A 20,752-nucleotide genomic window follows, 5' to 3' on the forward strand; every position below is an offset into this window, starting at 1 on the left:
GTTCATCAATTGAGGCGCGCATGATAGAACAAAAAAAAGTGGTGCTGGTGATCGGTGCGGGAGATGCCACTGGCGGTGAAATCGCCAAGCGCTTTTCCCGCGAGGGGTACATCGCCTGCGTCACACGGCGTCAGGTCGACAAACTGCAACCCTTGGTGGAAGAGATCCGTGCTGCCGGCGGCCAGGCACACGGTTTCGCCTCCGATGCACGCAAGGAAGATGAAGTCGCCGAGCTTGTCGAAACCATCGAGCGCGATATCGGGCCGATCGAAGCCTTCGTTTTCAATATTGGCGCCAATGTCCCCTGTAGCATCCTTGAGGAAACTCCGCGCAAGTACTTCAAGATCTGGGAAATGGCCTGTTTCGCAGGCTTTCTCACCGCCCAGGCGGTGGCGCGGCGCATGGTCGTGCGTGAGCGCGGCACAATCCTGTTTACCGGTGCCACCGCGGGCACCCGTGGCGCAGCCGGGTTTGCGGCCTTCGCCGGAGCCAAACATGGCCTGCGGGCTTTGGCGCAAAGCATGGCGCGTGAGTTGGGGCCGCGTAATATCCACGTTGCCCATGTGGTGGTGGATGGCGCCATCGACACCGCATTCATCCGTGACAGTTTCCCCGAACGCTACGCCCTCAAGGATCAGGACGGCATTCTGGATCCGGCGCACATTGCCGACAGCTACTGGTTCCTGCACGCACAACCACGCGACGCCTGGACCTTCGAACTCGACCTGCGCCCGTGGATGGAGCGCTGGTAAGCCCTGCCCCCTCAAGGAGTGCGTTGCATGAGCAAGACTGTGGAGTTCTTTTTCGACCTGGGTAGCCCCGCCAGTTATCTGGCCTGGACCCAGCTGCCGGCACTGTGCGTCCGCCATGGCGCAACGTTGCGTTATCGGCCGATGTTGCTTGGCGGTGTGTTTCAGGCCACAGGCAATGCGTCGCCAGTGATGATCCCCGCCAAGGGGCGCTACATGTTCACAGACCTGGGGCGGTTTGCCGCGCGCTATGGCGTGCCGTTCGGGCTGCCGCCTGGCTTTCCCATCAACACCTTGGCCTTGATGCGTGGCCTGGTAGGCACGCAGTTGCGCACGCCGGAACGCTTCGAAGCCTTGTTGGCGGCGCTGTTCAACGGGTTATGGGCACAACGGCGCAATCTTGGTGATGCCGCCGTATTGGAGCAGGTGCTCGCTGAAAACGGTTTTACCGCCGCTGAATTTCAGTTGCTGACTGGCGACGCAGAGGTGAAGGTGGCATTGAAACAGGCGACAGAAGAGGCTGTGGAACGCGGGGTGTTTGGTGCGCCGACCTGTTTTGTCGATGGGCAGATGTACTTTGGTCAGGATCGTCTGGATTTCGTGGCGGATGCACTGAAGCTTTGAGCGCAGCGGGCTGTTCGCGGTGTTGCCCGCGAACAGCCAGGCCCATTGGGCCTTGGATCAGAAGTTGGCCGGCGTGTTGGCGCTGATGATCTCCGCCTCGTCCTGACCAATGTTCTTGAAGCTGTGCGGCAGGGTGGTGGGGATGTAATAACCGTCGCCGGAGTTGAGAACGCTGACCTGGCCATCGACCCACAGTTCCACGGTGCCCCGTGTGACCAGCCCGCATTCCTCGCCCTCGGCGTGCACGATCGGTTCACCCGAATCGGCACCCGGTGCATACAGTTCACGCAGCATGCGCATCTGCCGTGCCTCTACGCTGGCACCGACCAGCAACATGCGCAGGCCATTGCGGCCCAGGTCGGGCTGCTCGGAGGCGCGGAACACGAAGCGCTCTTCCCGTACCGGCTCGTCGAAGCTGAAGAACTCTGCCAGGGTCATCGGGATGCCTTCGAGCAGTTTTTTCAGGGAGCTTACCGATGGGCTGACGCGGTTTTGCTCGATTTGCGAAATGGTCGAGTTGGTCAGCCCGCTGCGGCGGGCCAGTTCGCGTTGGGAAAGGTTGTTGCGTTCACGCACCAGTTTGAGTCGTGTCCCCGTGTCCATAGCCGCCTTGTAATCAGAGGTGTTTAAAATAATGGGCGCATTAAAACACACTATGCACGCTCGCGCGCTGTGCTTGTCAGGCCCGCGAGCGCGGCATCGGCCATAGCCCGACCAGCAACAACAGCACAGCCACTACCAGAAATGGCAGGCGTGGGTCGAGGGCGTAGATCAGCGTCCCGGCCAGCGGGCCGATCACCGCGCCCATACCTTGAGCGGCGCCGATGGAGCCGGCAGTGGCGCCCTGTTCTGAAGCGTGCATGGCATTGGCGGCGAGTGCCGAGAACGCTGGGAAGACAAAGCCCATGCCGGCGGCGGCGACAAAATAGCACCCCCACAGCCACGGCGCGCTGGTAGCCAGCGAACCGGCGGCAAAGCCCAGTCCCGAAACGCTGGCGCCAACGCGGATCATTTTCAGCGGTGGCCACTCGAGCTGGCGCAGGATGATTTGTGACAGGATGAGTGCCACCCCGACGGTGGTCAGGGCGATGCCGGCAGCCTGGGCGGCCTCTGCCGGCCCCAACTGCAGGCGGTCGAGGGCGAAGAAGCCGACGATGATCTGCGACACCGTCACACTGAGCATCGCGCTGAAGGCCACCAGCAGAGGCCGGCGCAGGCGCGGGTCGCTCAAGTGCACCGGGCTGGGCGCATGGCGATGGGCCAGTGGCTGTGGCTTGAGTTTGAACAGCAGGACCAGAAACGCACTGGCAGGCAGCAGCGACATCACATGGAAGGGTAGGCTCAGGCTGTGCCGTGCCAGCAATGCCGCAAACGCTGGCCCGAGTACCAGGCCCACAGCATTCGCTGCACCCAGCGATGCCATGGCCCGGGCGCGCTGTTGTGGCCCTATATGGTCGGCGATCAGCGCATTGCAGCCCACCGGGATGGCCGCGTAGAAGGCGCCGATGCAGCCGCGCGCGAGCATCAGGCCGACGAACGCCAAGCTAGCCCCCGGTATCCAGCGCAATGCGCCTTCGACGAACAGGCACAGCAGCCAATACGCCACCGTGAAGCCGGCACTGCCCAGCAGCAGGATGCGCCGGCGGCCCAGGCGGTCGGCTGCGCGCCCCCAGGGGCGGGCCAGCAGCACCCAGACCACACCTGACACAGTCACCGCAGCGCCGGCTTGCCAGGTGGCCATGCCGAGCAGGCGGGCGATTGGCCCGATCAAGGCGACGAACGCCATCATCGACATGGTGCAGGCCATGTTGGCCAGCAGCAACGGGCGCGTGTCCAGTGTACTGGCGGTGGTCAGTGTGGCAGGGTCCTTGGCGACATTCATTGGGCAGTCCAGGGCAATTGAACAGACGGCGTGCATAACGATGAGAACATTCAGCGTTTGTCGGGCCAGCCCACGCACCGCATGCCGTCAGTCACTGCGGCGCAGCGGCCCTGGCCACATGCTACGCAATACCCCGTCCCGGCGCACCAGTGCATGCATCAGCGCAGCGCCCAGGTGCACCAGCACCGTAGCGAACAACAGGTAGCCGGCCCAGCCGTGCGCCTGGCGCAACATTGCGTACAGTTGCAGGTCGTGCGGGGCGATCGCGGGCAGTTGCAGCGGGCGAGGATAGCCGCCTGCCGACAGCATGGCCCAGCCCAAGAGCGGCATTGCCAGCATCAAAGCGTAGAGCAACAGGTGCGATGCGCCTGCGGCGAGCCGCTGCAGCGCGGGCAGGTCCTTAGGTAGAGGAGGGTGAGGAAGGCTCAGGCGCAGGCCGATACGCACGATCACCAGAAGCAGCAGCCCAAGGCCCGTAGCCTTGTGCAACTCTACCAGCACCGGGTGGCGCAGCGACAGGTCGCCAACCATGCTCACGCCAATGAACAGCATGGCGATGATCAGAATCGCCATCAGCCAATGCACCAAGCGGGCAAGGGGGTGGAAGGCTTCGGGTTTCATGGGCGGGCTCCTGCGCCGAGGGCTTCGCGGCTGCGGCGGTTGAAGGACTCCGAGTAGGCCGCCGAACGGGCAGCGAGAATCGGGTCATTGGAGGGCTGAATGCCGGTGGGCAGGATCAACGGGTCGAAATTCAGGTCACGGCAAGCGCCTTGCTCCGGGGCATCCACCTGTTCGATGACCAGGGTGCCGGCATCGACGCTGCGCCGCTCGGCGGGCCAGGGCTGCGCCGGGTCGTCCTGCGCATCGCCGGGGTTGGCCAACACAAGCCGCAGGGTCCAGCGCAACGGGCCCTGGGTCAGGCGTTGCTGCAGGTCATGCTGCAGGAACTGCTTGTCGTCGACCTTGCCGGGCAGGGCAGCAAAAGGCGTTTGCGGCTCGAGTTGCCAACGCACTGGGTGCGCAGCGCCACTGGCATCGATCAGACGGAAGGCATTGATGCTGTGGTACTGGGTGTTGGCGAAACTGTCGCTGGGTTTATAGCTTGCGGCCCATTGGCGGAAGGCCGCGCTTTCCGGGTGGGCGGCAAAGAAGGCCTGCTGCTTTGCCGGGTCCGGCTTGCCGGTAGCAGGGTCTGGCGCGTTGGCCAGCACCTGGTCGTAAAACCCTTGTGGTGTGCTGATCGCCAGCACGGGCGGATTGTTCATCCCGGTGCGCCAGACCTGGCCGTCGTCGGTGCTCAGCTCAATTGCCAGGCTGCGCACCGGTACGCCCGTATCGGGGGCGAACGGGTTGGCGCCACCGATGGCGAAACGGCCGATTACCGGTACGCGATCCTGAGTGAACGCACGTGCTGTGGACAGCGTGGCGGCCTGGCCGCTGGGCTGGAAGTAGCCGCTGACGCACAGGCCTTTTGCGTGGTTCTTGCGATAGCCCGGGTAGTGGCCGGCCTGGGCTTCGAAGGTGTCGATGATGCGTTGCGGCGTCAGCTGCGGCCCGCCGATCCAGCCTGCGGCGTAGGCAAAGCCCGCGCCCAAAGCCAGCATCACGGCGCCAATGCCGGCCAGGCGCAGGGCCTTGTCCGGGCCGTGCAAGGGTGAGTTCATGGTGTGCATCCGGTTCAGTGAAGATGCCGGTAAGACGGGGCAGGGAAATATTTATTCCCTCGGTGGGAATAAATTTTGTGGCGGCGCGTCTGCCCCCTACACTGACAACCCCCGAGCCGGTACCTTGCCATGCACGACCTGGACGAACAGCAGTGGCGCGAGTTGCTGCAGCGCCTGCGCCGCTTTGCCTTGTGGCTGAGCCGCGACCCGGGCAGCGCCGACGACCTGGTGCAGGGCACTGTAGAGCGTGCCCTCAGCCGCAGCAGCCAGCAACGTGATGGTGATGCGCTGCGTGCCTGGTTGTTCACCATTCTTTACCGGCTGTTTCTCGACGGTAAACGCCGTGAGCGCCTGCACAACCGGTGGCTATCGTGGTTCGGCCGCGCCGAGCAGGAGAGCGAAGTACTCGGCGGCAACATCGAAAACATCGTTCTGGCCCAGGCCGACCTGCAAGCCTTTGCCCGGCTATCGACCGAACAGCGTGCCTTGTTGCTGTTGGTGAGTGTCGAAGGGCTGAGCTACAAGGAGGCGGCCCAAGCACTGGGCATTCCGATTGGCACGGTGATGTCGCGCCTGTCACGTGCCCGTGCCGCCTTGCGTGAACTGACTGAGGGCAACCCCCAGCCCCCAGCCTTGCGGAGACTGAAATGACGCGCCTGATACCCAGCGAAGACGAACTGCATGCCTATGTTGACGATCGACTCGAGCCGACGCGACGTGCCGAGGTGCAGGCCTGGCTGACGGCCAACCCTCAGCAAGCTGCGCGTATCGAGGCCTGGCGCAACGATGCTCGACGCTTGCGCACGGCCCTGGCCGGGTTTGGCGATCAACCCAGGGCGGCCCAGTTGGATCTGGGCCAGTTACAGCGTCGTGTGCGTCAACGGCGCCAGCGTCGGCTGGCTTCGGCTGCTGTGCTGCTGCTGGCCCTGGGCGTGGGCGGGGTTGGCGGTTGGCAGGCGCGGCAGGTCACGCTGGCAGGGAGCGAGTTGCCCATGGCCGATGCGCTCCAGGCGCATCGCTTGTTCGCCGGCAGTGAGGCGCTGGATATCCAGGCAAGTGACCCGACGCAGCTGCGTCACTGGCTGGGCAGGCATTTCAGCAGGGTGGGGCAATTGCCTGATTTGACCGGTTACGGGTTCCAGCCTGTGGGCGCACGATTGTTGAGCAATGAGCAAGGGCCGGCGGCGTTGCTGGTGTTCCAGGACCGTCAAGGGCAGCGCATCAGCCTGTTCCTGCGCTCACCTGGCGAGCGTTTCGAGCGTATGCCGCAAGGGCAGCGTGTCGATGGCCAGCTGGAGGCGAGGTACTGGTCGCATGGAGCCTACAACTTTGCCCTGGTCAGTGCGGCGGATGATGTGCGCGGGGCGGGTGTGGGGGAGGCCTTGCGTTTAGGCCTTTAGCGCCAGTCAGGCCCTGTCGCAACGTGTCCGCTGTGGGAGCCAGCTTGCCGGCGATCACCGGCAAAGCCGGTGCCATGCACCGCAGCGCCTGCATCGCTGCAAGCAGGTTCACACTACAGGCGTTGGGCTGCCTCACTCGCGAAGGCGCCGGAGCCCGTCAGCTCAGTTCCAGCCAGATCGGTGCATGGTCCGAGGGTTTTTCCATCGCGCGCAGTTCATAGTCCACACCCGCCGCCTTGATCCGCGGCACCAGGTGCTGCGAAGCCATGATCAAGTCGATGCGCAGGCCACGCTTGGGTTCGTCCTCGAAGCCGCGGCTGCGGTAATCGAACCAACTGAAACGGTCGGTTACTTCAGGGTGCAGGTGGCGGAAACTGTCCACCAGCCCCCAGCCCTTGAGGCGCTCCATCCACTCGCGCTCCTCGGGGAGGAAGCTGCATTTGCCTGTTTTCAACCAGCGTTTGGCGTTGTCAGGACCGATACCGATGTCGCAGTCCTGGGGCGAGATGTTCATGTCGCCCATCACCAGCACGGGCTGGTCCTGCTTGAACTGCCCCTCCAGCAACGCCTGCAGGTCGCTGTAGAAACGCTGCTTGGCCGGAAACTTGGTGGGATGGTCGCGGCTTTCGCCCTGCGGGAAATAACCGTTCATGATGGTGATCGGCGTGCCATTGGCATCAGCGAACGTGCCCCAGATGAAACGGCGCTGCGCGTCTTCTTCGTCTGTGGCAAAGCCTTTGAACAGGCTCAGCGGCGCCTGGCGCGAGAGCAGGGCGACGCCGTAGTGGCCTTTCTGGCCGTGGTAGTGCACGTGGTAGCCCAGGGCCTGTACGTCGGCCAAGGGGAACTGATCGTCGCTGACCTTGGTTTCCTGCAGGCCGATCACGTCAGGCTGATGCTTTTCGATCAGCGCCGCCAGCTGGTGCGGGCGGGCACGCAGGCCGTTGATGTTGAAACAGACGATCTTCATGGAAAGACAATCCCGGTAAAAGGCCGGATCCTAGCCGACATCGTCCCTGATCACCAGCGTGGCGGCTTTGCGAAGGCGCTGCTAACGTGCACTCAAGGGGGAACGATGCGCCGTGGGGCTCATCCAAGGCACTGTATGCCCATTCCAGGAGGACTGCCCGCAATGCCCGAAGCCACTGCCGCCCAGGCTCGCATCTGCACACTCGATGATGGCTATAGCCGTGAGGCACGCTCACTGCTGTACAACGCCTACCTGAATGAGCCCACCTTTGCCTATATTTTTGAGGCCCAGCGCCCTGGCTATGAACGACGCTTGCGGGTAATGGTGCGCGAGTGGGTACGACAGCATTTCTACCTGCAGTTACCGGCCATTGGCCTGTTGCTGGATGACCGCCTGATAGCATTGGCGCTGATCGTACCTCCGCAGCGCAGGTTAGGGGTGGCCGACAGCTGGGCCTGGCGCCTGCGCATGCTGCTGGGTACCGGGCAACGCTGCACGCGACGCTACATGGATTACCAGGCGGCGCTTGTCGGTTGCCTGCCAACAGAGCAGGTCCACATGTTGCCGCTTCTTGGCGTGCACCCGGCGTTTCGCGGTCAGCACTATGGCGAACAATTGTTACAGGCCGTGCACGACTGGTGCGCAGAAGACCCCAATACCCAAGGCGTGGTGCTGGATTCGGGCAATGAGCATTACCTCCCATTCTATGAGCGGCAGGGGTATGAGGAGATTGGCGAGGTGGCTGTAGGGCCAATCCGGGAAAGGGTGTTTTTTCACCCCTGTCCGGTATCTTCAATTTCCCCGACTGCATGAAAGCCCGCCAGGCGGCTCCCTTGAGCGCCTGGCTCTGGTAGCATGCGCCGCATGACGTATTCAGGAAGACTGACTTGGGGCCTGGTTTTCTGGGCCGCCAGTTTCACAGCATGGGGGCAGAGCGAATTGCTGGTGCAGGTGAAACCTGCCAACAAAGCGCTCAAAGCCAATGTCGAAGGCTATATAGGTACCCTTGGGGACCGCGATGAAGAGGCGCTTTTGCGCTTCAGTCGCGGGGCGCAGGAGCAGGCGCGAAAAGCGGCGCAAGCGCTTGGCTACTATCAGGCGCAGATCGATAGCGAGGTCAGGCCTCCTGCCAAGGCCGACCAACCTGCGAAGCTGATCCTTCATATCGACCCGGGCGAGCCTGTGCGCCTGCGCAACGTAACCGTGCGCATCGAAGGGCCTGCCAGCGAGATGAAGGCGTTTCGCGTACCTGACAGCAAAGCCCTGCGCGCCGGTGAGCAACTCAACCATGGGCTGTACGAGGACGCCAAACGGTTGATCCAGAACCAGGCCTCGCGCTACGGCTTTTTCAGCGGGCATTTCAGCCGCCAGCGCCTTGCCGTCGACCCGCAGGCCGGGGTCGCCGATATCGAACTGGTGTATCAGAGCGGCCCACGCTATCGCTTGGGGGCGGTAAGGTTCAGTGGCGATACACCGCTGGACGAAGATCTGCTGCAGCGTATGGTCTCGTTCGAACCGGGCACGCCCTACGACTCGGAACTTATCGCTGAGCTGAACAATGACCTGCAGTCCAGCGGTTATTTCGAGGGTGTACGGGTCGATGCCGCGCCCACCGCCGCAGTGGCTGAGCAAATCCCTGTGGACGTACGCCTCGATACCCGCAAGCCGCGGACGATGGGGCTTGGCCTAGGGTTTTCTACGGATGTCGGTCCGCGCGGCAAAGCCAACTGGACGCGCCACTGGGTCAACCCCCAAGGCCATAGCTACGGGTGGGAGACAGAACTTTCAGCTCCCCGGCAAAACGTGGGGCTGTGGTACGACGTGCCACTTGACCCACCCCTGACCGACAAGTTGCGTTTCGCTGGCGGCTATCAGAATGAAGAGATAGCCGGTACAGACACACTCAGCAAGCTACTGACCGTGGGGCCCGAATGGCACAGCAAGCTGCCCAGTGGCTGGCAACGCGTGATCTCGCTCAAGTACCAGCGTGAAGAGTATCGTCTTGGCGACGATTCGGGCCTGAGCAACCTGCTTATGCCGGGCGTAAGCTTCTCCTACTTGCGCAGCGACAACCGAATTGACCCGCACAACGGCTACCGCCTGCAGTTCGATACCCAGGTGGCCAAGGAAGGGCTGGTGTCCGACACCAACCTGTTGCATGGCAACGTGCTGCTCAAGGGCCTGACCACGCTCGGGCACAACCACCGCTTGCTTGGCAGGGTACAGTTCGGTGGCAGCGCCACCAACGGTTACAAGAACAACATCCCGCCATCCCTGCGTTTCTTCGCCGGTGGCGACCAGAGCGTGCGCGGCTACGACTATCAGACGCTGTCGCCAAAGAACAGCGACGGCGACCGTATTGGTGGCCGCTATCTGGTGGCAGGCAGCGTCGAATACCAGTATTCGGTGACCGAGAAGTGGCGTGTGGCGACGTTCGTCGACCAGGGCAATTCGTTCAACACGCTGGAGCTGCCGAGCCTCAAGACCGGGGTCGGTTTCGGCGTGCGCTGGGTTTCGCCGGTCGGGCCATTGCGCCTTGACTTGGCCAAGGCCCTTGATGACGACGGTGGTATCCGCCTGCATTTCTCCATGGGGCCAGAGCTTTGATGCGTGTGTTCAAATTCATTCTGCTGGGCCTGCTTGGCAGCGTGCTGCTGGTTGTTCTGGCGCTAGGAGCGTTACTTGGTACCGAAGGCGGCAGCCATTGGGTGCTTGGGCGCGTGCCCGGCCTGCAGATCCATGACTTCCAAGGGCGCCTTGCGGGCAGGTGGCAGGCGAGCCAATTGACGTGGGCTGACGGCGGCAACCGCGTCGAAGTGCAGGCTCCGCTGCTGAACTGGACACCTGGATGTTTATTGCGGGCAACCCTGTGCATCGATCAACTGCATGCCCAGCGTATCGACATGGTGTTCGCGCCGAGCGATCAACCTGCCGATAGCGGGCCGCTGCAGTTACCGGTTTTGCGGCTGCCGGTGGCCATCGAGCTGGGTGACGTCAAGGTTGGTCAGGTGCGCCTCGATGGCAGTGACCTGCTTGGCGATCTTCACCTGGCGGCGCACTGGACTGCCACAGGTCTGCAGATCGACAGCCTGCAACTGCAGCGTGATGACCTGCACTTGAATGTGCAGGGTGATCTGCAACCCGAGGGTGACTGGCCGGTGCAACTGCAGGGGCAGGTGCAACTGCCTGCGGTGCAAGGGCAGGCCTGGCAACTGGCACTGACCGCCAAGGGCGAGTTGCAGAAAACCCTCGAACTGGATGCGACCAGCAGCGGTTACCTCAACGCGCGTCTGACCGGTGAGTTGCAGGCACTGGCCGAGCACCTGCCGGCCAGGTTGCAACTGCGCTCCGATGCCTTCAAACCCGCGCAGACGTTACCGGACACGCTGCAGCTCAATCAGCTCAAGCTCGACGCCGAGGGCGATTTGCTCAGGGGTTATCAGGTGGCTGGTAGCGCCAGCCTGCCGGCAGAACAGGCACCGATCGCCTTGCTGCTCATGGGCAAGGTAGATGCAAACGGGGCGAACGTTCAGGCGTTGGACCTTTCTGCCAGCGACGCTCAGCACGTGAAGCTGAAGGCCAGTGCCGACTGGCAGCAAGGCTTGCTGGCCGATGCCCAGCTCGACTGGCAGGATTTCCCGTGGCTACGTCTGTACCCGTTGGACGCGCCGCCAGATGTCACGCTCAAGCGCTTCAACGCGCAGGTGCAATACCGCGATGGCAGTTACCAGGGTACTTTCAATGGCGACCTCGACGGCCCGGCCGGAGCCTTTACGTTGGCCAGCCCTTTCGAGGGTGACCTTAGCCAGGTGCGCCTGCCGCAGTTGGCCCTGACCGCCGGGCAAGGCAAGGCCGCCGGCAGCGTCGCGGTGCGCTTTGCCGATACCCTGGCCTGGGACGTTGACCTGCAGCTGTCGGCACTCGATCCGGCCTACTGGCTCGCCGAACTGCCCGGTACTCTGGCCGGTCCGTTGCGCAGCAAAGGTGAAATGAAGGGTGAGCAGCTCACCCTCGATGCCCAGCTTGATCTAAAGGGCCGCCTGCGCGGCCAGCCGGCGATGCTCAAGGTACAGGCCGAAGGCGCCGGGCAGAACTGGACCCTCGGTGCGCTGGCCGTGCAGTTGGGCGACAACCGCATCAACGGCAGTGGCAGCCTGCAGCAGCGCTTGGCCGGGCGTGTCGACCTCGACCTGCCCCGGCTCGGGCAACTGTGGCCCGGGCTGCGAGGCCAGGCCAAAGGGCGGCTGGATGTCAGCGGCACGCTGAGCGCTCCCCAGGGTACCCTGACCCTGCAAGGCCAGAAGCTGGCGCAGGAGCAGAACCGTATCCAGCGTCTTGACCTCAATGCACGCCTGGACAACGCCCAGCGTGGTGTGATCAACCTCAAGGCCAATGGTATCCGCCTCGGCGATACGGCGCTGGGCACCTTGCAGGCCAATGGCAAGGGCGACATCCGCCAGCAAGCCTTGACCTTGGGGCTCGATGGCCCACAGCTGAAGCTGGACCTGAGCCTTGACGGCCAGTTGAACAAGGGGGACTGGCGTGGTCGCCTGGCCAGCGGCAGAGTCCAGGCAGGTGGCCAGGACTGGCAGTTGCAGGCCCCGGCTCGCCTGCAGCGCCTGGCCAGCGGCCAACTGGACTTCGGTGCCCACTGCTGGCGCTCCGGTCAGGCCAGCCTGTGTGGCGAGGATCAACGTCTGGCGCCGGAGCCGCGCCTGCGTTATCACCTCAAGCAGTTTCCGCTGGACAGCCTGGCCCAATGGTTGCCGAAGGATTTCGCCTGGCAGGGGCTGCTCAACGCTGACGTGAATCTGGACATTCCGGCCAGCGGCCCCAAGGGTGCCGTGCGTATCGATGCCAGTGGCGGCACGCTGAGGGTGCGGGACGATGGGCGCTGGGTCGATTTCCCTTACCAGGCGCTGCGCCTGGACAGTACCCTGGCGCCTCGCCGCATCGATACACGGCTGAATTTCCGAGGCGAGCGCCTCGGCGAGTTGAGCGTGAACATCCATCTCGACCCGCTGGGGAAGGACAAGCCATTGTCGGGTGACTTCCGCCTCGCCGGTCTGGACCTGTCGGTTGCCCGGCCTTTCGTACCGATGGTCGAGCGCCTGGCAGGCCAATTGAATGGCAGTGGCCGATTGTCCGGCACCTTGCTGGCGCCAAAGGTCAACGGCAACCTGATGCTCAGTGGTGGCGAGGTCAGTGGCGCTGAGCTGCCCGTCAGTTTGCAGGACCTGTCGCTGCAGGCCTTGATCGCTGGCGAGCAGGTTCAGCTCAACGGTGGCTGGCGCAGTGGCGAGGCGGGCCGTGGCCGGCTGAGCGGAGACCTGACCTGGGGCCAGGCCCTGGGCATGAACCTGCGCCTGCAGGGCCAGCAGTTGCCGGTTACCGTCGAACCCTACGCAACCCTTGAGGTAGCGCCGGACCTGAACTTGCGCCTGATCGACGACAAACTGGCGGTGACCGGCAAGGTGCTGGTGCCCAAAGGCAATATCACGGTGCGTGAACTGCCGCCATCGACCGTGAAGGTATCAGACGACACCGTCATCGTTGGCCACCAGACCGAGGAAGGTAAAACGCCTATGGCGGTGGCCATGGACATTGATGTAGAAGTGGGGCGAGACAAACTGTCGTTCAGCGGTTTTGGGCTTACCGCCAACTTGCTCGGCCATGTACATATCGGCGACAACATGGACACCCGTGGTGAGTTGAGCCTGGCTGACGGACGCTACCGCGCTTACGGTCAGCGCCTGACCATTCGCCGTGCGCGCTTGCTGTTCGCCGGGCCCATCGACCAGCCCTACCTGGACATCGAAGCCATTCGGCAAGTTGATGACGTTATTGCCGGTATTCGCCTGAGCGGCAGCGCCGAGCAGCCTACTACCAAGGTGTTCTCGGAGCCGGCGATGAGCCAGGAGCAGGCGCTGTCCTACCTGGTACTGGGCCGACCGCTGGGCACTTCGGGCGAGGACAACAACATGTTGGCCGAGGCGGCCCTGGGCCTGGGCCTTGCTGGCAGCGCAGGGGTTACCGGCAGCATCGCGTCCAGCCTCGGGATTGACGACTTCCAGCTGGACACCGAGGGCTCTGGCAACACCACAAGCGTAGTGGCCAGCGGTAATTTGACCGAGAAGCTTAGCCTGCGGTACGGGGTGGGGGTGTTCGAGCCCGCCAATACCATTGCCTTGCGGTACAAGCTGAGCAAGAAAGTCTACCTCGAGGCAGCCAGTGGTCTGGCCAGTTCGCTGGATATTTTTTACAAGCGAGATTTCTGAATGGATGCCGTCATCGTACGGTGGCGGCATCGATGAACTCGTTGGTATCAGGTGTGGGCTCGGTGGCCGGTTTGCGTGTGGGGTTGATCAGCTTGGTGTATTCCTCGATCAGGCGGTTGAGCGCTTCGGGTGGCTCGCTGGCTTGAAACTGCATGCGGATCTGTACCTCGTCCGGGTCTCGAGTTTCGCCTTGGCGGCCCTGGCTCCCGATGGTGACCTTGAAGGCTGCTGCGCCGCCGGCCTCATCATTCGTCTGCATCGCACGCAGAGCCTCCGTGCCATTGACCCGCACCGAGAGGTCGACTTGCATGCGCTCCAAGGCAAGCCCCTTGGGTGATACCAGGGCGAACAATGGCACGCGTATCACATGCTTGTCGTCCATGGCGACCTCGACCATCTTGGCTTTCATCGGCGCGCCGAGGGCCTGCGCGTCTACGTCGAAAAAATGGTCGAACAAGTTGATGTACTGCTGGGCAATCAGGCTGTTGGTTGCCGCTGCGGCTTCCTGCAGGCCACGGGTGATATCCCGCAGATCAATCGATGTCATGGGGGCAGGGTGGTTGTCCACTCACGTGTCTCCTTGGTGCACAGGGTGCCCCGCTGCATCAGCGAGGCGGACATTTTGAGACAGGGCGAAGTATCAGGAAGGAGTGCCACCTGCAGCGGAGGTGCTCGCTGTATCGTCCTTCAGTACGTCTGCATCGGAAATCGAATCCGTGCTTATCAGGGTCGAGTTGGGTACCACCGTCGGTTTGGTGGCGGCATCGGTGAGGAAATCGATGACTCTCATTACCGCCTCTGGTGGATCCTGTCGGCGCAAAGTGGTGTTGAACGCATAGCGGGCACGGGTATCGGACTTGCGGGTTTGAGTGGACTTATGACTGATGCTGCCCTTCATATCCAGCTTGAACGGCCCCCAACCCAGCGAGGCGGCCACGTCCCCACTTTTGCTGGACTCACTGAAATCCTCTGCCGCCTGACTGATGGTCAGTTCGAACTCGACCTTTCCTTCTTCAATGACAATGTTCGGGTGGGTAATGGCCGCCAGCAGCGGGACCTTCATGGACTTGCTGACGACGCCTTTGTATTCGCCCTGTTCGTTGACGATGGTCTCGTCATAGTCGAACTGGATGGCAACCGCTTTACCATCCTGTACGCAAACCTGCATGAGGAAGTCCGCGTAGGATTTGCTCGCAGTGACCTGCGCTTGAACCATGGCTTGTAGTGGCCCGGCGATCATCCGGTCCATTGGCAAGGCATTGATGACCGATCCGATGAGGCTGTTGTCTAGGGACATAGCTGGATTCTCTTTCTCTGATGGGTGCTGCAAAGACGGCCGTCAGTGCGGCCGGGTGGGTGTCGTCAGCGCGTGCAAGGCTCCTGGCGACGGATATTGCCGATCTGGCGCAGGCTCAGGCCGTACTTGTCGGCCAGCAGGCTGCGTGACAGCCCTTCGGCGCTTTCTTTCTGGATTTGCAGGTTGCGCAATTGCCGCAGGAAGTGGTCCGGCTTGGGGATTTCCAGTGCCACACCGGCAAAACGCTTGATCAGCGCGTCGAGGGCTTCGCCAGGGAGTACCTCAGCGAGCTTGGTTCGCTCGCGATGCTTGGGTATGTACTTGGGTCTGCCGCCGAAGGCGCAGGTCAGCTGGTAGGCGTTTTCTATGCCGATACATTCGATCAGGGACTGCAGCGAGTGCGGTAGCTGGCTGATATCTATGGCTGTGAGGTCTTGCAATTCCATGTGTGGCTCCCTCGAGGTAGATGGGGCGCGATGCTTTGATATTCCGCATTTGCGGATCGGCGATTACCATCGGCGTTCGGTCGTTGGCATGAGCGGATTGTCAGTGAGTGACGAATACTGTCGCTAGGCGCCAAGTGGTCCAGCTGTTGTAGCCTCGGGGAGCAGGATTTGAAGGCAACGATTTCGCGTGTTGTAGGACATCGCTCTGGCGTTGCCCTACAGGCGTTGATACTCAGGGGGTCACTTTTCCGTGAGGCAACTGGGTGCCAGTACCCTCACTGCAAGGGTAAACATGCATCAAGCTCACGTTTGCGAGGTAGGCGTGGGGCCAATTGGCCATGGTTTGAGGGAGACTGCGCCAATCGACCACGAGGCAGAGTGCACTCAGAGATTGCTCATCGTGCCGGCCCAGTACTTTACCTGGGAAGGACCGGCGATAGAGTGCAAGGGTCTTGCCTACGGCATCGACCTGTCCGGCGTTGGCCAAGGTTTCGTACGCGAGCCTTGGCAACTGCGGCTGCTCGATTGTGAAATGGGCGTGGCCAGGCCTGGCGAGCAGGTGCCCGGCCGCCCTTGTTCGATGCCATAACTGTTGCCATTGGTTGCTGCCGGCGGACGCCGCCAGTTCACGGCCCAGTTGGAGCAATTGTTCAGGTGGTATCTGGCGAATATCCAGCGCGTGAGTGGGGAGAGAGGGGAGTAATAACAGAATGAGCAGGGCGGGCTTGAGCATGGAGCCTCCAGCATGGGCGGTAGGGAGGCCAATGCTTTCAGGCTTGAGGTGCCGCGCTAAGCAGGAAATACAGCGCCGAAAGCCACCGGCGTTGTATCATGGCGCCGGCTCGTTGCGAGCCATTTGCCCCCGATGTTGCAAGGAACTATCGATGACACACGTGCAGCGCCTCAAATATTCGATTCTTATCATCCTGGTGGTGCTGGGCCTCATGCTGGGCCTGTCACACCTGCAGAAGCAGGGCACCATCAGTGAACAGACCTTCCAGCTGCTGGCTATCGCCATTGCGGTAGTGGTGGTCGTGATCAACGGCATTCTGCGGCGCAAGGTCAAGCCCTGACCCTTGCCGGCCGGCCAGGCATGGCCGGCCATGCGCTCAGCGCGAAGAGGGCTGCTCGAGCACGGCCTGCGCTTGCGGGTTGAGGCTGTAGCACTTGTCGTTGCCCAGATTGATCACCCCCTCTGCGCACAGTCGCTTGAGCACCTCCCGCACACTGAGAAACGACAGCGGAATATCCAATTGTTCCAGGTGCGCGTGCACACCGCGCACGCCAATGCTGCGGCCGGCGCGGCCGGCGCTGTGCAGGGCATCGATCACTTTGAGACGAATCAGGCTGGTACGCAGCCCATAGGTGCGCAGCAACTCGCGGATCTGTTCGTTGCCGACACGCTCTTCCCCGCAGGCGTCCTGTCCATTGGCCGCTTTGGCCGGGGTTCGCCCGGTCTGAAGTGAAGGTTGCGGGTTGTACATGTGAATGCTCCTTTTCGTGGACTGTCCCGAAATATGGGTGCCTCACTTACTAGGACGAATGAGAGCGGAGAATCTGCAGCCTTCGCGCAAAAAAAATCTCTGCCGGTGTCATGAAGACGAATCTGTGACTCCTCCTGCGTAAAATTTTCATCTGGGTGTTCGTCTGATTGGAATGATCCCAGAAGCCGAGGAGTGCCCGTGCTCTCAATTTCAAGTCCCATGACCTGCGTTGGCCTAGCGGCCGCGTTGGTTGCCTGCAGCCTGGCCGCACAGGCGCGAGAAGCCAGCACCGATGCCGCTGCGCAAATTCGGCGCACCAGTTTCGGCGTGCCGCATATCGTGGCCAAGGATGAGCGCGGCCTGGGTTACGGTATCGGTTATGCCTATGGCCAGGACAATCTGTGCCTGCTTGCCAATGAAGTGCTGACGGTCAACGGTGAGCGTTCGCGCTTTTTTGGCACGCAGGGCAAAACCCTTGAGCAGCGCGATAACCTGGCCAGCGACCTGTTTTTCACCTGGCTCAATACGCCGACTGCGGTCAACAGCTTCCTCCAGGCCCAACCCGCTCAGGTGCGTGATTTGCTGGAGGGCTATGCCAGTGGTTTCAACCGCGCCTTGGCCGAGCGTCGTAGCCAAGGGCTGCCGGCAGAGTGTGGGGATGGCCAGTGGTTGCGGCCGATCACCAGTCTGGACCTGGTCAAGCTGACCCGTCGCCTGCTATCGGAGGGCGGGCTGGGGCAGTTCGCCGAAGCGTTGGCGGCTGCCCAGCCGCCACAGTTGACGAGTCAGCAGGCAGTGCACACGTTTGGCGAGGCACTGGCCCAGCAACAGCGCTTCGCTTCGGAACGGGGCAGTAACGCCGTTGCGGTGGGCGCAGAGCGTTCGGCCAACGGCCGCGGGCTGTTGCTGGCCAACCCGCATTTCCCTTGGATGGGCGGGATGCGCTTCTACCAGATGCAACTGACCATCCCTGGCCAACTGGACGTCATGGGGGCCGCACTGCCTGGGTTACCGGTAGTGAACATCGGTTTCAACCGTCATCTGGCCTGGACCCACACGGTCGATACTTCCAAACACTTCACCCTCTACCGACTGCAACTGGACCCCAAGGATCCGACGCGCTACCTGTTCGATGGCAAGTCATTGCCGCTGACCCGGCAGGCTGTGAGTGTCACGGTCAAGGCTGGTGATGGCACGCTGAGCAAGGTGGAGCGCCAGGTCTACAGCTCGAAATTCGGGCCCGTGGTGCAGTGGCCAGGTCGCCTGGACTGGGACAGCAAAGCGGCCTATAGCCTGCGTGACGCCAATCTGGACAATACTCGCGTGCTGCAGCAGTGGTATCGCATCAACCGTGCCGATAGCCTGGCGGCACTGAAGGGCTCGATCGAGCAGTTGCAAGGCATCCCCTGGGTCAACACCTTGGCCGTCGATTCGGGTGGCCAGGCGCTTTACCTGAACCAATCGGTGGTGCCATATGTGGACCAGCAGTTGCTGAGCCAGTGCAGTAACCCGGCGGCGCAAGGCCCGCTGGTGGTGCTCGATGGTTCGCGCAGCGCCTGCCAGTGGAAGGTCGATGCACAGGCGGCGCAGCCTGGCATCTTCCCGGCGCATCTGTTGCCCAGCCTTGCGCGCAAGGATTTCGTGCAAAGCTCCAACGATCCGGCGTGGATGACCAACCCCGCCCAGCCGTTGACGGGGTACTCGCCGCTGATCAGCCGCAGCGACCAGCCTTTGGGTATGCGCGGGCGTTTCGCGCTTGAGCGCCTGCAAGGCAATGCCAAGCTGGGTGTGGAGGACCTGCAGCGTATGGTGATGGATGACGAGGTCTACTTGGCCAGCCTGGTGCTTCCAGACTTGTTGCAATGGTGCAAAGGCGCTGAGGCTGATTTGCAGGCACTGTGTACGAGCCTGGCGAGCTGGGATGGCAAGGCTGACCTGAACAGTGGCATTGGCCTGGTGCATTTCCAGAACATCGTCGAGGCCATGGCCAGGTATCCGCAAAGCTGGCGAGTGGCGTTTGACCCGGCAGACCCGCAGCACACGCCGCGTGGTTTGGCAGTGGAGCAGGCGGCGGTGCGCAAGTTGCTGCGCGAAGCGGCGCTGGCCTCAATGCAGCAGGTAGCCAAAGCCGGCGTTGCTGAAGGCAGCCGTTGGGGGCAGATCCAGCAGGCGGCCGATGGCACGCCGGTACCGGGCGGCCCGCAGGGGTTGGGGGTGTATAACGCGATCTTCAGCGTACCGCACGGGGCGGGCAAGCGGCTGGTGGTCAGTGGCACCAGTTACTTGCAACTGGTCAGTTTCACCGAGGATGGGCCCCAGGCGCGCGGGTTGTTGGCCTTCTCGCAGTCCAGCGAAGCCGCATCGGCGCATTCGAGCGACCAGACCAAGGCGTTCTCGACCAAGCAGTTGGCGCCCATTCCGTTCACCGAGGCGCAAATCAAGGCTGACCCCGAGTATCGGCATTATGTGATCAGTGAGTGGGACAAGGGGGCAGTGGCGAGCCAGCCTTAAGATGCAAACCTGTACCGGCCTCATCGCCGGCAAGCCGGCTCCTGCAGGCACTCCACTGCTCTCGAGGGCGGTGGCGTACCTGTAGGAGCCGGCTTGCCGGCGATGAGGCCGGTATGGCAAAGCTGCCAGTTTCAGGAAAACTCGAACGGCTCCAGCTGAAAGCCCTGCGCATCCACCTGCAGGGTCCAGCCGCGACGGTCCCAATCACCCAGCACGATGCGCCGGGCCGGCTCCCCGTTCACCACCAGCTTGTGGATCGCCGGCCGATGAGTGTGGCCATGCACAAGCGTTTTCACACCGTGTGCCGCCATCACCGCTGGCACTTCTTCCGGTGTGACATCGACAATTTCGGTGGCTTTCATGCGCGTCTGTGCACGGCTTTCGCTACGCAGCTTGCGTGCCAATTTCTGCCGGGTGGCAAGCGGCAAGTGCCGCAAAATCCACAGGCTCAACGGGTTGCGCAGATAGCGGCGCATCTTCATGTAGCCAATGTCGCGGGTGCACAGGGTGTCGCCATGCATCAGCAAAACCTGCTCGCCGCCCAGGCTGATCACGCTGGGGTCAGCCAACAGGGTGCAGCCGGCGGCCTTGCAGAAACCCTCGCCGATCAGAAAGTCACGGTTGCCGTGCATCAGGTACACGGCGGTGCCGCTGTCGCTCAGCTGGCGCACGGCCTGGCAGATCGACTGCTGGAACGGCGTCATGGCATCGTCGCCGATCCAGGCTTCGAAGAAGTCGCCGAGGATGTACAGCGCCTTGGCATGGCGTGCGCGGCCGTCGAGCAGATCAAGAAACGCCCGGGTAATGTCCGGGCGTTCTTCTTGCAGGTGCAGATCAGAGATCAGCAGTATCACTCAGCGATCTCGGCTTTCTCGATGATCACGTCGTCTTTTGGTACGTCCTGGTGGCCAGCCTTGGAACCGGTGGCAACCTTTTCGATGGCGTCGACGATTTCACGGCCTTCGGTCACTTCGCCGAATACCGCGTAGCCCCAGCCCTGGGTGTTCTTGCCGCTGTGGTTGAGGAAGTCGTTGTCGGAAGCGTTGATGAAGAACTGGGCCGAGGCGGAGTGTGGCTCCATGGTGCGGGCCATGGCGATGCTGTACTTGGTGTTCTTCAGGCCGTTGTCAGCTTCGTTCTGGATGCTGGCGCGGGTTTTCTTCTGGCTCATGCCCGGCTCGAAGCCGCCGCCCTGGATCATGAAACCCTTGATCACACGGTGGAACACGGTGCCATCGTAGTGACCGTCCTTGACGTACTGAACGAAGTTTTCCGTGGTGAGCGGCGCCTTCTCGGCGTCCAGTTGCAGGACGATAACGCCGTGGTTGGTGGTCAGTTTGACTTTGGACATGCTGGAATTCGCTCTTTCAAGGCATTCGGGAATTAGGGTGCGCAGTGCGCCTGTAGTCACCTGACGCAAGATCGGGCGACCGCGACACATGGCGCG

The 20,752-nt window shown here is 62.4% G+C and carries 21 protein-coding genes; 9 read left to right on the top strand and 12 right to left on the bottom strand.

Features of this window, described 5'->3' with window-relative positions; genetic code table 11:
- The first annotated feature begins 20 nt into the window (after positions 1-20).
- Together JET17_RS12125 and JET17_RS12130 are read left to right on the top strand one after the other, a co-directional pair.
- Positions 21-752 (top strand): SDR family oxidoreductase, encoded by a 732-nt coding sequence (locus tag JET17_RS12125; RefSeq protein WP_012314245.1) that lies wholly within the window; start codon positions 21-23, stop codon positions 750-752.
- A 27-nt stretch (positions 753-779) separates the two neighbouring features.
- Positions 780-1,373: a 2-hydroxychromene-2-carboxylate isomerase gene (locus JET17_RS12130; RefSeq protein WP_012314246.1), complete on the top strand. Its 594-nt coding sequence runs from the start codon at positions 780-782 to the stop codon at positions 1,371-1,373.
- 57 nt (positions 1,374-1,430) lie between these two features.
- Here the strand turns inward: JET17_RS12130 and JET17_RS12135 are convergent, their stop codons facing one another.
- The 4 genes from JET17_RS12135 to JET17_RS12150 form a co-directional block, all read right to left on the bottom strand.
- Positions 1,431-1,976, bottom strand: a complete 546-nt coding sequence (locus JET17_RS12135) for a cupin domain-containing protein (protein ID WP_012314247.1) — start codon at positions 1,974-1,976, stop codon at positions 1,431-1,433.
- 76 nt (positions 1,977-2,052) lie between these two features.
- On the bottom strand, positions 2,053-3,255 hold the full coding sequence (locus JET17_RS12140; RefSeq protein ID WP_012314248.1) for an MFS transporter: 1,203 nt from the start codon (positions 3,253-3,255) through the stop codon (positions 2,053-2,055).
- An 87-nt stretch (positions 3,256-3,342) separates the two neighbouring features.
- The gene (locus JET17_RS12145) at positions 3,343-3,876 is read right to left on the bottom strand and encodes a cytochrome b (protein WP_012314249.1); all 534 of its coding nucleotides are present in this window, start codon (positions 3,874-3,876) and stop codon (positions 3,343-3,345) included.
- A complete protein-coding gene (locus JET17_RS12150; protein WP_012314250.1) occupies positions 3,873-4,919 on the bottom strand; it encodes a catalase family peroxidase in 1,047 nt (348 codons plus the stop codon). Before JET17_RS12150 ends, JET17_RS12145 begins: the two co-directional genes overlap by 4 nt.
- A 129-nt stretch (positions 4,920-5,048) precedes the next feature.
- Between JET17_RS12150 and JET17_RS12155 the strand changes: the two genes are divergently transcribed.
- Together JET17_RS12155 and JET17_RS12160 are read left to right on the top strand one after the other, a co-directional pair.
- Positions 5,049-5,570 (top strand): sigma-70 family RNA polymerase sigma factor, encoded by a 522-nt coding sequence (locus JET17_RS12155; RefSeq protein ID WP_012314251.1) that lies wholly within the window; start codon positions 5,049-5,051, stop codon positions 5,568-5,570.
- Positions 5,567-6,319 carry an anti-sigma factor family protein gene (locus JET17_RS12160; protein WP_012314252.1) on the top strand — a complete coding sequence of 251 codons (753 nt, stop codon included), beginning with the start codon at positions 5,567-5,569 and terminating at the stop codon, positions 6,317-6,319. The genes JET17_RS12155 and JET17_RS12160 overlap by 4 nt, the downstream gene beginning before the upstream one ends.
- A gap of 157 nt (positions 6,320-6,476) precedes the next feature.
- Here the strand turns inward: JET17_RS12160 and xthA are convergent, their stop codons facing one another.
- Entirely contained in the window at positions 6,477-7,289 is an 813-nt protein-coding gene (gene xthA, locus JET17_RS12165) for an exodeoxyribonuclease III (RefSeq protein ID WP_012314253.1), read from the bottom strand.
- Between the two features lie 162 nt (positions 7,290-7,451).
- On the opposite strand from xthA, the gene JET17_RS12170 reads away from it, so the two are divergent.
- The 3 genes from JET17_RS12170 to JET17_RS12180 are packed head-to-tail and all read left to right on the top strand — an operon-like array spanning position 7,452 to position 13,567.
- Positions 7,452-8,102: a GNAT family N-acetyltransferase gene (locus tag JET17_RS12170; RefSeq protein WP_012314254.1), complete on the top strand. Its 651-nt coding sequence runs from the start codon at positions 7,452-7,454 to the stop codon at positions 8,100-8,102.
- A 51-nt stretch (positions 8,103-8,153) separates the two neighbouring features.
- Entirely contained in the window at positions 8,154-9,896 is a 1,743-nt protein-coding gene (locus JET17_RS12175) for an autotransporter assembly complex protein TamA (RefSeq protein ID WP_042111966.1), read from the top strand.
- The gene (locus JET17_RS12180) at positions 9,893-13,567 is read left to right on the top strand and encodes a translocation/assembly module TamB domain-containing protein (RefSeq protein WP_080516473.1); all 3,675 of its coding nucleotides are present in this window, start codon (positions 9,893-9,895) and stop codon (positions 13,565-13,567) included. The genes JET17_RS12175 and JET17_RS12180 overlap by 4 nt, the downstream gene beginning before the upstream one ends.
- A gap of 10 nt (positions 13,568-13,577) precedes the next feature.
- Here the strand turns inward: JET17_RS12180 and JET17_RS12185 are convergent, their stop codons facing one another.
- The 4 genes from JET17_RS12185 to JET17_RS12200 form a co-directional block, all read right to left on the bottom strand.
- Positions 13,578-14,135 (bottom strand): DUF2589 domain-containing protein, encoded by a 558-nt coding sequence (locus JET17_RS12185; protein WP_012314257.1) that lies wholly within the window; start codon positions 14,133-14,135, stop codon positions 13,578-13,580.
- Positions 14,136-14,207: 72 nt separating this feature from the next.
- Positions 14,208-14,864: a DUF2589 domain-containing protein gene (locus JET17_RS12190; RefSeq protein ID WP_012314258.1), complete on the bottom strand. Its 657-nt coding sequence runs from the start codon at positions 14,862-14,864 to the stop codon at positions 14,208-14,210.
- A gap of 65 nt (positions 14,865-14,929) precedes the next feature.
- Complete coding sequence (locus JET17_RS12195; protein ID WP_012314259.1) at positions 14,930-15,310, bottom strand: Mor transcription activator family protein; 381 nt, start codon at positions 15,308-15,310, stop codon at positions 14,930-14,932.
- 232 nt (positions 15,311-15,542) lie between these two features.
- Positions 15,543-16,043, bottom strand: a complete 501-nt coding sequence (locus JET17_RS12200; RefSeq protein WP_012314260.1) for a hypothetical protein — start codon at positions 16,041-16,043, stop codon at positions 15,543-15,545.
- Positions 16,044-16,194: 151 nt separating this feature from the next.
- Between JET17_RS12200 and JET17_RS12205 the strand changes: the two genes are divergently transcribed.
- Entirely contained in the window at positions 16,195-16,383 is a 189-nt protein-coding gene (locus tag JET17_RS12205; protein ID WP_012314261.1) for a hypothetical protein, read from the top strand.
- A 36-nt stretch (positions 16,384-16,419) separates the two neighbouring features.
- Here the strand turns inward: JET17_RS12205 and JET17_RS12210 are convergent, their stop codons facing one another.
- The gene (locus JET17_RS12210; protein ID WP_012314262.1) at positions 16,420-16,794 is read right to left on the bottom strand and encodes a hypothetical protein; all 375 of its coding nucleotides are present in this window, start codon (positions 16,792-16,794) and stop codon (positions 16,420-16,422) included.
- A 219-nt stretch (positions 16,795-17,013) separates the two neighbouring features.
- Here JET17_RS12210 and JET17_RS12215 point away from each other — a divergent pair, with 219 nt between their 5' ends.
- Entirely contained in the window at positions 17,014-19,305 is a 2,292-nt protein-coding gene (locus tag JET17_RS12215) for an acylase (protein WP_042111420.1), read from the top strand.
- Between the two features lie 131 nt (positions 19,306-19,436).
- Here the strand turns inward: JET17_RS12215 and JET17_RS12220 are convergent, their stop codons facing one another.
- Positions 19,437-20,159: a UDP-2,3-diacylglucosamine diphosphatase gene (locus JET17_RS12220; protein WP_012314264.1), complete on the bottom strand. Its 723-nt coding sequence runs from the start codon at positions 20,157-20,159 to the stop codon at positions 19,437-19,439.
- Positions 20,156-20,656, bottom strand: coding sequence for a peptidylprolyl isomerase (locus tag JET17_RS12225; RefSeq protein ID WP_012314265.1), 501 nt, complete (start codon positions 20,654-20,656; stop codon positions 20,156-20,158). The genes JET17_RS12220 and JET17_RS12225 overlap by 4 nt, the downstream gene beginning before the upstream one ends.
- Positions 20,657-20,752: the final 96 nt, after the last annotated feature.

The sequence above is a fragment of the Pseudomonas putida genome, assembly GCF_016406145.1.
GTDB lineage: Bacteria > Pseudomonadota > Gammaproteobacteria > Pseudomonadales > Pseudomonadaceae > Aquipseudomonas > Aquipseudomonas putida_E.